The sequence below is a fragment of the Lacticaseibacillus pantheris DSM 15945 = JCM 12539 = NBRC 106106 genome (assembly GCF_001311175.1).
Taxonomy (GTDB): Bacteria; Bacillota; Bacilli; order Lactobacillales; family Lactobacillaceae; genus Lacticaseibacillus; species Lacticaseibacillus pantheris.
The window spans coordinates 1-12,897 of the sequence record NZ_BBAI01000053.1; the positions used below are offsets into that span (position 1 = coordinate 1).

The window sequence follows — 12,897 nt, forward strand, 5'->3', positions numbered from 1 at the left end:
CCATGGAGTGCCCCACTAAGCCGTAGCTCGCCGGTCCGACCGACGCGACCGCCCCCCCACAATGTGGCGGATCTCGACAAATGTTTGCGTTTGATCAAAAAAAACATTTGCACATTGGAAATCGGCGTGCTAAGATACTGTCAATCACATAAATTAAAAACAGAGGAAAGACTAGTAAGATTTTAAATCCCCCGCCAGTGAATTGAGGATAGTGGAAACTCAATCGGGGTCGACAAAATCCGAACAACACTTTCTTAGTTGCTAACCCAAAGGCGCCGCCCGAGTAGGCTTAGTCGTAACCGGAACGTTATCGCCGGCGGAGTATGTTAGTACTCTTTTGAGGTGGTTTATATTACATAAACAACTTGGGTGGTACCGCGGAAACCTTTTCCGTCCCATGTATTGGGACGAGAGAGGTTTTTTTTCTTTGGTCCCGTGTTGACCGTCACTACTGGATTTAACAAAGGAGCACAGCTCATGGAATTAATTATCCCCGCATCATACGACCCCAAGTTGTCCGTTAAGGAAACTGAGGCAGCCATCCGTTACATTCGTGAAACCTTCCAGGATGAATTTGGTCAGGAAATGAACCTATCCCGGATGTCCGCGCCAATGTTCGTTGAACAATCGACCGGCTTAAACGACAACCTGAACGGTGTGGAAACACCCGTACACTTCACCATGAAGGACATGCCCGACCAAGAAATCGAGGTCGTCCATTCCCTGGCCAAGTGGAAGCGCGCCGCTTTGAAACGCTACGGCTTTGGTATGCATGAAGGTTTGTACACCAACATGAACGCCATCCGGAAAGACGAGGATCTGGACAACATCCATTCCATCTACGTGGATCAGTGGGACTGGGAGAAGGTTATCGCCAAAGACGAACGGAACCTCGACACGCTGAAGGCCACCGTCCGGCAGATTTTCAAAGTTTTGAAGCACATGGAACACGAAGTATGGTACAAGTTCCCACAGGCAGTCCACCACCTGCCTGACGATATTCACTTTGTGACCACCCAGGAGCTGGAAGACCGCTGGCCAGACAAGACCCCTAAGGAACGCGAGGACGCCATCACCAAAGAACTGGGTTGTGTCTTCCTCATGCAAATTGGCGGCCCGCTCAAGAGCGGCAAACGTCACGACGGCCGTGCCCCCGACTACGATGACTGGCAGCTGAACGGTGACATCCTGTTCTGGTACGAACCTTTGCAGCGTGCCCTGGAAGTTTCCAGCATGGGTATCCGTGTCGACGAGGACGCGCTACGCCGCCAGCTCAAGGCCGCTGGTGCGGAGGACCGCATGAAGTACCCCTTCCACCAGCAACTTTTGGCGGGCGAACTGCCCTACACCATCGGCGGCGGTATCGGCCAGTCCCGTGTCTGCATGCTGCTACTAGGCAAGGCCCACGTCGGTGAAGTTCAGGCTAGTGTTTGGCCCCAGGACATGCTCGACCAGTGTGCCGCAGCGGGAATTCAAATTCTGTAATTATCGGTAACCATGTACTAACTAAATACAGCGATAATAAGGGCGAAGCCGGCAATTAACGCCGGCTTCGCCCTTATTTGCTTACAATTATTACTTGTTTACAGGTTGTTGTACTACCCCCACTTTGACCACCAGCCGCTAATTCGCTACGCCGCCCTCAATCCTAATACAGTTGCGTCCATTTTGCTTAGCAACGTACAGATTGCGGTCGGCCTGCTTATACGCGTCGTTAAAACTGTAATGCTCATTGTGTACGTTGGCCTGCCCAATCGAAACCGTAATGTGTAGCTGCGTGTCCAATTCGCTAAAACGCATGTGGGCTACACATTCCTTGAAGTGATCCGCGACTTTGTAAGCCTGGTCGTGGTCCAACTCCGCATCCATGATGACGCCAAACTCCTCGCCACCCAGACGGTAAGCTGTCGCCGGCCAGGGCGCACCGTGCGTGCATTCCACCAACTCGTGTGCTACCGCCGACAGTACGCGGTTACCCGCTAGGTGCCCATATGTATCATTAATACTCTTAAACCAATCAACATCCAGCTCAAACACAGCGTAGCCATGATGTTGTTCCAAAAAGTGGGCGTAATGGCGTTCCATACTACGGTTAAACGCGTTAAAATTTTCCAACTGCGTCAAGCCATCAATCCGGGCATCATGGGCCATCTTGCGGTTGCGGATTAGCGCCAATGACAACGTGCTGGTGTACTCCACACCCACCGCGCCTAGGATAATAAGTCCCAGCCACTGCCGAAGCCAAAATCCTGGCACCAACACGAACGATTCATTAACCGACATTGCCTGGTTCAGCATGACTGCGGCTGCGCCGGTGAACGCCAAAAAGGCATAGGCGACGAAGCGTGACTTTTGCGTCCACTCACCCCACGCAAAATCAATCGCCGTGCACCCCAACAGCAGCAGCAAGCTAATCCACACCTCGGGACCGGTATGGTTTGTACTCACAACTACGTAAGGGCATATGATAACATCCACCAGTGCGAGCTCCCACCAACGCCGACTCCGAGTAACGACTAGAAACAAGATAACCGCGAGCATGTTGATGTATACCCAATGGTAGCCAAAAACCTGGGGACCAAGATTCCCGTTCACCCACGATTCCGCGTAGAGGTAGGTCAAAACAGCCACGCCCAACGCTACTTTGATTGGCCGTCGCCAACGAAACACCCGCGACGGCGCAGCTTGCAGATCAACCCAGTAAACAAAAGCAATAATCCCTAGGAGCACCGTCACGTTGGTTAGTAGCACCACAATAAATGAGCCCACCATACGCGACATGCCTACATCAAGCATGGCCTCACCTCCCCATCGACTGGCTAATACCGTCGTTAACCCACGAGCGCCCCACGCTCGTGCAACCAGTTAACGCATAATTAATATCGGCCAATCACCAATTTAATACTCACGTCCATGATTGTACCACGCATCACCCCATAGTGACCGCACATATACTTACGGGGGCCAACCGGGCGGCCCGCCGATTCATAGTCATTCTGCACACCTGGGGATTTTATTACCAGTACGAAGGAGTTGCTCCCCGCCCGGCTGTCAGGCCCACCTGTCCGCAAACAAAGTAAGGGTGGGTCAGCCACAATTCACAATCCGGAATTGTCACTGACCCACCCATACTATAGAAGCTATTCGCTTTTAACCGTGGGACCAACCGTTAGTCCAATTTAAACTCTTGGGCAGGCACGTCACGAGTGCCACCACCCTCTTCCACGTAGCGCCGGTCGTTGTACCCTAGCAGGGTGAACCGCCCTTTACCGTACACAATCTTGGAAACCGCCACGTTCTTAATGAAGTCGGCCGTATCCGGCATCCCCAGCGAATTCAGCCATAACCAGATAATGGCCCCGTGCGCCACAATAAAGACGTTGTCCTGCTGGTTAGCGACCGCGTGCTCGCCAATGGTGGTCATGGCCTGATTAAACCGCTTGAGGCTCATCTGGCTGTTTTCCGCGTCGCCGCCGCCCCGGTGGACGTCAAGAATCCGGACTAAATCAACCAGTTGCTTCATATTGAGGCGGTCAACGTTCGGTACACCAGCCTCCCGTAGCATGTCGGCCAACGCCCCTTGGCGCTGCGACTCCGGCTGGCCGTCAAATAAACCAAAGTTTTGCTCGCGGAGACCCGCCATTTGCTGGACGTTGAGGTTCATCCCCGCTGCCGACAAGGCTAACTGTGCGGTATCCGCCGCCCGTTGCAGGTCGCTTGAATAGGCCGCGTCAAACGTGACCCCATCGGTAGCAAAGCCGTGCCCTAGGGCCTGCGCATCCGCCACCCCACGCTCAGTCAGGTTAGAATTCACCACTCCTTGCACCACACCGCTAACGTTATATTCCGTTTCACCGTGCCGGGTTAACCAAAGTTCTACCATGATGTGTCCCCCTTTTCTCTACGCGTTACTATCTACACTAATTTTGACATAATCACCCACTATAAGCCAGCGTCATCTCAAAATTAGCGGTGCCCTGCCCGCAAATGGGTTACGCAAAGCGGGGAAGTTCAGGCCGGTCATAGTAGTATCCCTGCACGTACCGCGCGTCCAGTACCTCCTGCGCGTACGCAGCGTCTTGACTATTATCAATCCCGTTAACCACTACCGACACGTTGTACCGCGCCACCGCTTGCCGAAAGTCAGCCTTACCAACTAGCTTCTGGCCCGACTCGGCAGCGCGCCGCACCCGGTTAACGTCAAACTTCAACCCGTCAACGGTTGGCAGCAAGGCCCGAATTACCTCAGCGTCTTTGATTGGATCCAAATTATCCAGTTCTATCCGAAGATCAAAATGGCGGTAACGTGGGGCTACACGGATAATTTGGTCGGCCTCAGGCAGGTCGTCGAGTTCTACCACCAAAACGTCCAGTTGTGGCTGGCTGGCTTTGAACCGCGCCAAATAGTCCGGAGTACCGGGATCCAAAAACTGGTGCGGCGTCAAGTTCATAATAAACCGCCGACTGCCACACTCAGCTAGGACCGTGCTGATATAGTCCAACTGCGCAGACAGCGTAGGTGCACGTGCTCAGGGAAATCCCACCGGTCATACGCTTCCTCATAGGTAGCCAAAATCACCTCATCGTGCGTCGGCACTAGCGGATTCGTCCGTGTATCGTACACACGCTGGGTCAAAATGGTCCGGATGGCTACCGGACGGTGCTCGGTCGCGCTCGTAACGGTTTGACCGTTTACCGTGATGGTATCCCGCCCGTGATGCTTACTTTGGTACAGACTCTCATCCGCGCGCCGGTACAGGTCTTCAATATTGTTGTCCGTAGCCACCATGTCCACGACACCGGCAGAAATTGTGACCTGCACGACGTTCACGCCGGATGCAAAGTGGCTTTGCCGCACGCTACGCCAGCAGTCCTCCACAATGGGCCGGGCCGTCTGGGCATCCATCCCCGGCAACAGGACGTTAAATTCCTCCCCGCCAGTACGGTAGAGGGCTGCGCGGCCACCGTGGCGAGCCAGAACCGCGCTCAATTGTCGAGCAATCCCCACGAGGACGTCATCCCCGCCCAGATGCCCATAATGATCGTTAATTTGTTTAAAGTAATCAATGTCGACCGCCGCCATACTGAGCGGTTGCCCCTGCGCTTCAGCCTGGGCAAAGGCCGCCGTGACATCCTCTTTATAAGTGGCGTAGCTCTTGGCGTTAGTGAGACTATCAAAGTGAGCGGTTTGGTCATTCTCCTGATTGCGCACACTAGCCCGATGGTCAGCGCGCAGAAAGTATGCGGTGGCAATCACCATGCCCAGATACATGGTGAAGCCCTGTACCGCAATCAGTGGGTTCATGGTCAGGCCGGCCGAATGGTGCGGCAACAACGCCCAGAAACTAATCCCGATTACCGCAAAGACAGCCACGTTGCGTTCTACGTGGTACCGAATCGCGCCTTTGTACCGCCACATGACGTACACCATGACGGCCAGCACCACCATTGACACGACGTATTGGGGACTATTGAAATACCCCATGTGGTGCATATTCCAGACGTAGACCACGCCGACCACCTGCACTAGGTACTCCATGATGCTCTCACCCTCCACCATCAGTGGAAAAGTCAGGGCAAATAGACCCAGATTATGAAACATGAGCCCCGAGGCGTTGGCGAAGACTAGCCAGCCCACCATGTGCAAAGCGATACCGACCACAATGGCGCCCACCAGCATGCCGCAGCGAATACTGCCACTGATTACCGGCCGGTCGCGATACGTTTCAAAGGCCATGTGCCAGGCCTGCTGATAATACGTAATAAATCCCGTAGCAAAGACCGTCGTAATAAGCAGCTGTGCCACCCACACCCACAAGTTGAGCGGCGCCCCACTAGGGGGAACCACCGCCCGAAAATCCATTTCCATAAACCCACTCCCCAAAGGCACGCATCCGTAATTAACCGGGTATCCCCTTACCCATCACGACGCGCACAATTTGTTAACACTGAGCCAAGTTTTGTTGGCTTTTTATTAACAACATAATACCACCAAATTGGGTTTAATTTATTCTTAGATAATACGGTAGACTAAAAAGGCGCCGACCCCAACCATCTTGGTTGAACCAACGCCTCCGCGCATTAAACGATTACTGCGGTATTACCGGGCGGCCAAAGTAGAACCCTTGGCCTTCCGTGATACCTAACTGTTCGGCGACATCGACGTCCGCGTGGCTTTCAATACCACCCAGGGTAAAGTGCAGGTGGTGTTCATCGGCCAACCGCTTCCAGTAGCCCACCTGGGCCTCAACGTCGGCACAGCTACCCGGATGCCGTACGTTTTGCATGGCAAACTTCACGTTGTCAATACACGGAAACAGGTCCACCACGTCCATCCGCAGGTTATCGGATCCGACGTCATCAATGGTCACGTGAATGTCTGCTTGGCTGAGCAGCACACCCATCTGTTGGAGGGTGACGATGCTCGGCGTCCCGGTCAGCTCGACGTTCATGTGCACTAACTCCGGAGTGGCGAGTTTCAATTCAACGAGTCGGTTGATAAACCGCGCGTTGGCAAACTGGGCTGCAGTTAAGTTAAGGTCGATTTGCTTAACGTCTAGGTGCGAGAGCGCCGCTAATAATAGTCGACGCGCCTCAACAAACGGCAGGCCGAATGACGACGGCAAATGCCATCCGTCAGGCCGCCTTTCCCGCAGCAACAACTCGTAGCGCATGGTCGCTCCGGTGTCGATATTTATAATCGGTTGGGCAAAGAAGGTGTTCTCAACCTCGTCAGTACCTGCTACCATTGGCTTTTTCCCCACATCGCTAATTATTCTGGCCAGAAATCCATCACTTTCGGGGCTTTGATATCACGCTAACCAACCGCAATGCGTGACTGAACCTCCGTAAAACATCGTTCTTAGTATTAATATTATATAACAAGGCAAAGTTAGCGTATATATCTAATTTTTACGCAAATCTCGATTTGTTGGACATCATCGGTGAAAGTGGGCTAAATTAATTTATCCGCGATAGGCTCTTTAAAATTAGCCCCAACATAATTAGCAAAACACGGAGCACAGTGTACCCACACCACCGAAAATTTCAACATTAACGGTGATTTTGTTGCTTTAAATAACGAGTATTAATCATATTTCGGCGTAAACTAAATTCACGCAACTTTGCCGCGCCGAAATCGTCATTACCAACTACCGGTACGGATATGTATTGATGGCCGCTAAACACACAAACCTTCCATGCACTATAATGAAACTTATTAACCATGCATCACGAAAGGATCGTTCAAAATTGTCCACTGCTACTCCAAGCTCTACACCCAAAGATCGCCCCATGTTGGTGGTCACAATCGTCGCGCTCATGTCCTTCATGGGCGTGCTGACTGAAACCTCAATGAACGTCACCTTTCCCGCGCTGGAACGACAATTCCACGTGAGCCTCAGTACCGTCCAGTGGGTCACGGCCGGGTACCTGCTCATGGCCGCGCTGGTCATGCTGACATCGGCCTACATGAAGCGCCGTTTCACCAACCGCCAACTATTTGTCACCTCGGCAGTACTGTTCATCGTCGGCGACCTGCTGTGTGCAACCGCTAGCGTTTACCCAGTGTTACTGGCCGGGCGCCTGATTCAGGCTGGTTGCGTTGGCCTGTGTACGCCCCTCATGGTCAACATCATCCTCGACGTGGTCCCACGGCAAAAATTAGGCACATATTTAGGTATTGCCAACCTGATTATTCTGATTGCTCCCGCGCTGGGGCCAACTTTTGGCGGGGCCGTCGTCGCCTTTGCCAGCTGGCGCATGATTTTCTGGGCCACACTTCCCTTAGCCATCGCACTCCTCGTTCTCGGTCAGGGACGGATCAAGCAGTATACACCCACCCAACATTATGCTTTTGACTGGACACGGTTCTTCTTGCTAGCCATCGCGCTCATCAGCCTGATTGTCGGCCTGAACCAACTGGGCACGGGTGATTGGCGCGGGTTCCTGCTTCTCATGGTATTAACCGGTGCTGGGATTGCCGCGTTTATTCGCCTATCCCGCAACGCCACGCGCGCCCTGTTTGAACTCAATGTGTTCCGCGACCCCGCCTTCCTCTATAGCTTTCTCCCGTATATCTTCCTTCAGTTTGCCAACGTCGGCATCAACTTTCTGGTGCCCAACTACGTCCAGGAAGTCTTCGGGGCCACGTCACTCATTGGCGGGTTGGTACTGCTGCCTGGCAGCCTCTTCAACGGCTTTGGGCAACCCGTGTACGGCTGGATGCTCGACCATTGGGGTGGCAAGGTGCCGCTGTACATCGGTGACCTACTCTTTACACTGGCATTACTGCTACTCGCCGTTTGGGGCAACCACCTCGGCGTAATAGGCGTCACGGTCGCCTACCTGATTTTTGCAATTGGTCGGTCCATGGCGTTTAGCAATACCGTTGCGTACGGCCTCAAGCACATGGACAAATCCGTGCAGAACGACGCTAACGCCCTCTACAATACCGGTCAGCAGGTATTCGGCGCGGTCGGGACCACGGTGCTCGCGCTAATGATGGGCATGGTCCACCACCCGGGTGCCAGCCATGCGTCCAACGTCGCGGCGGGTAGCGGTTGGGCGTTTACCCTGCTGGTGGTACTCGGTCTCACCATTTTCGGCTTGTTCCACCGATTATTGAATTTACCGCGCAAACAATAACGGTGCGCGTAGCCTCCTCAGTGTTCTGACACCGGGGAGGCTTTTTGGTGCTCACACTAGCATTAACAGGTACGGTCCGCCAACAATATTCACAGCAATACAAGCCCACTTGTCTAATAAAAATAAATTGACCAATCAGTCATTGACCGGCCGGTTAACGGGTGCTAGACTATGGGTGTATTCAATAGTGCAGTGAGCACACCCTTTTTAGGAGGCCGTCAAAATGACGCAACCAATCGTAGAAATTAACCATTTACAGAAACGTTTCGGTAAGTTCCAGGCACTCAAAGACATCACCATGACCGTCAACGCCGGCGAAGTCTTTGGTTTTATCGGCCCGAACGGTGCGGGTAAATCGACCACCATCCGCACCCTGCTCGGTATTCTACGCAAGAGTGGTGGTGACGCCACCATCTTTGGGCAGGACGTCTGGCAGGATGCCGTGAGCATTCACCGCCGCATCGCGTACGTGCCGGTGACGTGTACCTGTGGCCCAACCTCAGCGGTGGCGAAGTGATCGACCTGTTCCTCAAACTCAACGGCCAAAAGCACTCCGCAACAACCGACGCGCTCATCAAAGACTTCAAGCTGGACGTCACCAAGAAGGCCCGCACCTACTCTAAGGGTAACCGGCAAAAGGTCGCCCTCGTTGCCGCCTTTTCCACCGAGGCGGACCTGTACATCTTTGATGAACCCACCAGTGGGCTCGATCCCCTGATGGAGGAAGTCTTCCAGCAGCACGTACTGGCGCTCAAAGCATCCGGCAAAAGTGTCCTGCTGTCCAGCCACATTCTGAGCGAAGTGGAACACATGTGCGACCGCATTGGTATCATTCGCGACGGCGTGATTATCGAAACCGGCTCGCTGGATGACATGCGCCAGCTTAGCCGCACCCAAGTGACGGTTAGCACCAACCAGCCTCTGGACGGTATCGCCAAGCTGCCCGCCGTGCACGGCTTCACACAAAGCGGCGCCAAGGCCAGCTTTGCCGTTGATTCTGAAGAGTTGGGCAGCGTGATGAGTGCCCTGACCCCGTTGGGTATTAAGAGCCTACAGAGCACGCCACCAACGCTTGAGGACCTGTTCATGCGGTACTACAACCAGGAGGGGGCCGACGCTGATGAGCAACACTAAATTTGCGCGCACGGGGATGCTACTACGCCTCAACCTGCGGCGCGATTGGCTCAAAATTACGTTGTGGGCCCTAGGTATCGTCGGGCTCATGGCCGGCGCCGCCGCCAAATTTGACGGCCTGTACGGCACCAAAAAGGCCATGGACGCCATCATGGCGACACTCAAGACGCCCGCCATGGTGTCCTTACTGGGCCCCGTACCTAGCGCCCACGCCTACACGGTCGCCACCATCTACGCGGCCGAGATGATGATCTTCATGGGTCTCTTTGTCGCCATGATGAACATCTACTTTGCCGTCCACACGACCCGTGCCGACGAGGATACGGGGATTACCGAACTCGTGGCCGCCCATGCTACCGGTCGCAACGCTAGCCTGGCTGCGGCCGGTCTGGAAGTGTTGGTCGTCAACCTCGGTGTCGGGATCCTGGCCGCACTCGGCCTGCAATTTTCCGGGATGACCGGGATTGATAGCAACGGTAACTGGCTGTTTGGGCTGGGCGTCGCCGCCTTTGGCCTCATGTTCGCCGGCATTACCTTTCTTGCCGCCCAAGTTGCGGCTTCTGGCCGTGGTGCCACCATCCTCAGTTACGTCGTTCTCGGGGTGCTGTTCATTGCCCGGATGGTACGGACGTGCAGAACCCCGACCTCACCTGGTGGACTATTTACGGTTGGATTGAGAAGCTCGATATTTATGGTAGTAATAATTGGTGGCCGCTGCTACTCATGCTGGCAGTCGCCGTAGTTACTGGTGGCATCGCCCTGACGTTGGTCACCACCCGTGACTTGGGTGCAGGCCTGCTACCACAACGTGACGGTCGGCGCTATGCCAGCCGCTGGTTGCGGGGACCCCTCAGCCTCGTCGCCCGCCTCGACCGGACCAGCATCATTATCTGGCTGGTGGGGATGTTCATTCTCGGCGCGACGTACGGCTCCATCTTTGGGACCGCCGGCGACCTAATGTCCTCGAACCCGACGATGGCCAAGCTCATTGGTACCACGGCCGTCCGTGCGGCCAACCGGACCATCGTGCTGCAGTTCGCGAACAAGCTAGCCATCATCTTTGTGGTGCTGGCGACGGTGCCCGGCCTCATCACGCTGATGCGCATCAATCGCGACGAGGCCAAGGGCTATTGGGAGCAGCTCCACGCCCGCTCCGTGTCGCGCTTCCGCCTCTACTACAGCATTACGGCGCTGGCCACGGTGGTGGCGGTGCTGGCGTACCTGATGGGAATTCTGGGGATGTATGCGGCGGGCGCGGCCTCGATGGGCAAAGACGCGGTGGCACTGTCCCGGTTCATGCGCGCATTTTGGGGGTTCACGCCCGCGCTAATTGTAACCATGGGGATCACGGCCGCATTCATCGGCTGGCTGCCACGGTGGCAAAACCTGGCCTGGCTGGTCCCGGCGTACGGTTTCTTTTCCCTCTACCTGGGTAGCCTGTTGGACTTCCCCGATTGGGCAACGGCCCTCACCCCGTACGGTTGGGTGAACAACGTGCCGCTACACGCGGTGGAGTGGTCCACCGCCGGGATGATGATCGCACTCGGCGTAACCTTGATTATCGGCGGCTTTGGTGGTTACGCTCACCGCGACTTATTGGAGAACTAGGAGGTAATTATGGCCAGAACCAGACAACCAATCGATCCAGAAAAATCGGCCCGCATCATTGACGTGGCGATGCACGCGTTCGCACAGCATGGATATCGGGACACCAACACGGAACAAATTGCGGAACGTGCGGGCGTGTCGAAGGGGTTAATCTTCCACTACTTTCAGTCAAAGGCGAACCTGTACGTCGAGACCGTGCGGGCAACCTACAGCAAGATTGTGGCGGCGGCCGACATGTCCGTATGGCAAGACTCGGCGGACCTCAAGGACATGGTGGTACGCGCGCTACGATATAAGATCCAGTTGCAACTGCGCTACCCGGATGAATTTGCCCTCGCCATGCAGCGTACGCCGAAGCAGGTAACCTACCGGAGCGGTTACGACCGCAGCTACAGGCAATTTGGTCCAACCAGTTGACGACCTCGGTTCCGGACATGGTGGGCCCCGTCCTGCAGCGGATGCCGCTGCGGGCGGGCGTCACTGCCGAGACCATCAGCAACATGATCCTGATGTTGTCCAATGCCATCGGTGAGCAAGCCAAAGTCATGGTGCGGGCGAATCCGCAGATTAAGATTGAGGATTTCGACCCCGTCGTCGACCAAGCCGTCCAGTACATGGACGTCCTGGAGCACGGGTTTTTGGCGGAGTAGCGGCCGGCGGTGCTTGCTACTGTAGTGGTGTGACGGCAGCGTAGCCCGAGCCGGTGAGCTGCGGCTTTCGTGGGGTACTCCATGGTCACCACTGCTAGGGCGAAGGCTCCAACCCGCCAAGTACGGGCGTGTTTCCGCCGCGATTCTGAGCCTGCCCGGAAGCCCACCGGTCAGTCTCAGAATTCGTCGCGTTCTAACGGCTAAAGCCAATGAAGCTCTCGGACTGCTGCGCCATTCCTGCGAAAAGCAGGCAGTAAGCGCTAAAGCGCAAACTGACTGCGTTCCCTGGCAGTGGTTACCATTCCGACCCCACACGCCTCCGCTCACCGGCCCGACCGACGCGGCCTACCGCTACTGTAACAACCACATCTCCAGACACGACTCCCCCAGTCCAAACACCACCCACAGGAAAGTAATCGACGACAAAATTATGCTCGTTCAACATCCAGCATCAGTTAAAATCATCAACAAACAGATTTATGTTGCCAAAAAAAAGGACGCACGCTAGTTCTCACAACACGAGAATCCTAGCTTGCGTCTTTTCGTACAGTAACTAACAATATCCTCATTATGAATCCCACCTGTTTGGAACTGGACCAACACCATTAACAATTTGTATCGGCTAGAAGTCATGGCGTGCGGCGGCGACTAGAACCGGAACGGTCGCCTTCGCCAGCACACGTTTTGGCTTGGTGTCGGTCACCCACAGAGTTGGTCGTGGCGGCCTAGCGGTGGAGGTTGCACGTACAGCTCGTGGGTGCAGAGACGACTGGGCCCATAGCGTTGAACATCTACCGTTGGTCGTACTAGCGTGGTGGTGGAGGTTGAGCGGCCGGTTCCCGCGACGGCTGCATGCCCA

General features: G+C 55.0%; 11 protein-coding genes, 1 pseudogene and 1 other annotated feature. Of the genes and pseudogenes, 7 read left to right on the forward strand and 5 right to left on the reverse strand.

Annotation, left to right across the window (positions count from 1 at the left end; genetic code table 11):
* Positions 1 to 153 precede the first annotated feature (153 nt).
* Positions 154 to 401 (forward strand) — a binding site (T-box leader).
* 76 nt (positions 402 to 477) lie between these two features.
* On the forward strand, positions 478 to 1,485 hold the full coding sequence (gene asnA, locus JCM12539_RS11595) for an aspartate--ammonia ligase (protein WP_054651660.1): 1,008 nt from the start codon (positions 478 to 480) through the stop codon (positions 1,483 to 1,485).
* A gap of 138 nt (positions 1,486 to 1,623) precedes the next feature.
* Here the strand turns inward: asnA and JCM12539_RS11600 are convergent, their stop codons facing one another.
* From JCM12539_RS11600 to JCM12539_RS11620, 5 genes are all read right to left on the reverse strand, one after another.
* Complete coding sequence (locus JCM12539_RS11600; RefSeq protein ID WP_054651662.1) at positions 1,624 to 2,796, reverse strand: GGDEF domain-containing protein; 1,173 nt, start codon at positions 2,794 to 2,796, stop codon at positions 1,624 to 1,626.
* Between the two features lie 373 nt (positions 2,797 to 3,169).
* Positions 3,170 to 3,883: a histidine phosphatase family protein gene (locus tag JCM12539_RS11605; RefSeq protein WP_054651664.1), complete on the reverse strand. Its 714-nt coding sequence runs from the start codon at positions 3,881 to 3,883 to the stop codon at positions 3,170 to 3,172.
* A 109-nt stretch (positions 3,884 to 3,992) separates the two neighbouring features.
* Positions 3,993 to 4,451: an EAL domain-containing protein gene (locus JCM12539_RS11610; protein WP_054651666.1), complete on the reverse strand. Its 459-nt coding sequence runs from the start codon at positions 4,449 to 4,451 to the stop codon at positions 3,993 to 3,995.
* Between the two features lie 26 nt (positions 4,452 to 4,477).
* Positions 4,478 to 5,869 (reverse strand): GGDEF domain-containing protein, encoded by a 1,392-nt coding sequence (locus tag JCM12539_RS11615; protein WP_054651668.1) that lies wholly within the window; start codon positions 5,867 to 5,869, stop codon positions 4,478 to 4,480.
* A 220-nt stretch (positions 5,870 to 6,089) separates the two neighbouring features.
* Positions 6,090 to 6,749 carry an EAL domain-containing protein gene (locus JCM12539_RS11620; RefSeq protein ID WP_054651670.1) on the reverse strand — a complete coding sequence of 220 codons (660 nt, stop codon included), beginning with the start codon at positions 6,747 to 6,749 and terminating at the stop codon, positions 6,090 to 6,092.
* Between the two features lie 544 nt (positions 6,750 to 7,293).
* Between JCM12539_RS11620 and JCM12539_RS11625 the strand changes: the two genes are divergently transcribed.
* The 6 genes and pseudogenes from JCM12539_RS11625 to JCM12539_RS11645 all read left to right on the forward strand — a co-directional run bounded on the left by JCM12539_RS11625 (position 7,294) and on the right by JCM12539_RS11645 (position 12,038).
* Positions 7,294 to 8,646: an MFS transporter gene (locus tag JCM12539_RS11625; RefSeq protein ID WP_054651672.1), complete on the forward strand. Its 1,353-nt coding sequence runs from the start codon at positions 7,294 to 7,296 to the stop codon at positions 8,644 to 8,646.
* A gap of 223 nt (positions 8,647 to 8,869) precedes the next feature.
* Positions 8,870 to 9,780 (forward strand): annotated as a pseudogene (locus JCM12539_RS11630) (ABC transporter ATP-binding protein).
* A complete protein-coding gene (locus tag JCM12539_RS14330) occupies positions 9,767 to 10,522 on the forward strand; it encodes a hypothetical protein (protein ID WP_225350369.1) in 756 nt (251 codons plus the stop codon). The pseudogene JCM12539_RS11630 and the gene JCM12539_RS14330 overlap by 14 nt, the downstream one beginning before the upstream one ends.
* Positions 10,411 to 11,388 (forward strand): efflux permease Rv1217c-related protein, encoded by a 978-nt coding sequence (locus JCM12539_RS14335; RefSeq protein ID WP_225350370.1) that lies wholly within the window; start codon positions 10,411 to 10,413, stop codon positions 11,386 to 11,388. The genes JCM12539_RS14330 and JCM12539_RS14335 overlap by 112 nt, the downstream gene beginning before the upstream one ends.
* A 9-nt stretch (positions 11,389 to 11,397) precedes the next feature.
* Positions 11,398 to 11,805: a TetR/AcrR family transcriptional regulator gene (locus JCM12539_RS11640; protein ID WP_054651674.1), complete on the forward strand. Its 408-nt coding sequence runs from the start codon at positions 11,398 to 11,400 to the stop codon at positions 11,803 to 11,805.
* Entirely contained in the window at positions 11,802 to 12,038 is a 237-nt protein-coding gene (locus JCM12539_RS11645; protein ID WP_156302193.1) for a hypothetical protein, read from the forward strand. The genes JCM12539_RS11640 and JCM12539_RS11645 overlap by 4 nt, the downstream gene beginning before the upstream one ends.
* The last annotated feature ends 859 nt before the right edge of the window (positions 12,039 to 12,897 follow it).

Excerpts from the sequence above, each read along its gene's own strand:
- asnA (WP_054651660.1), top strand. The coding sequence starts at position 478 with ATGGAATTAATTATCCCCGCATCATACGACCCCAAGTTGTCCGTTAAG.
- JCM12539_RS11600 (WP_054651662.1), bottom strand. The coding sequence starts at position 2,796 with ATGCTTGATGTAGGCATGTCGCGTATGGTGGGCTCATTTATTGTGGTG.
- JCM12539_RS11605 (WP_054651664.1), bottom strand. The coding sequence starts at position 3,883 with ATGGTAGAACTTTGGTTAACCCGGCACGGTGAAACGGAATATAACGTT.
- JCM12539_RS11610 (WP_054651666.1), bottom strand. The coding sequence starts at position 4,451 with ATGAACTTGACGCCGCACCAGTTTTTGGATCCCGGTACTCCGGACTAT.
- JCM12539_RS11615 (WP_054651668.1), bottom strand. The coding sequence starts at position 5,869 with ATGGAAATGGATTTTCGGGCGGTGGTTCCCCCTAGTGGGGCGCCGCTC.
- JCM12539_RS11620 (WP_054651670.1), bottom strand. The coding sequence starts at position 6,749 with ATGGTAGCAGGTACTGACGAGGTTGAGAACACCTTCTTTGCCCAACCG.
- JCM12539_RS11625 (WP_054651672.1), top strand. The coding sequence starts at position 7,294 with ATGTTGGTGGTCACAATCGTCGCGCTCATGTCCTTCATGGGCGTGCTG.
- JCM12539_RS14330 (WP_225350369.1), top strand. The coding sequence starts at position 9,767 with ATGAGCAACACTAAATTTGCGCGCACGGGGATGCTACTACGCCTCAAC.
- JCM12539_RS11640 (WP_054651674.1), top strand. The coding sequence starts at position 11,398 with ATGGCCAGAACCAGACAACCAATCGATCCAGAAAAATCGGCCCGCATC.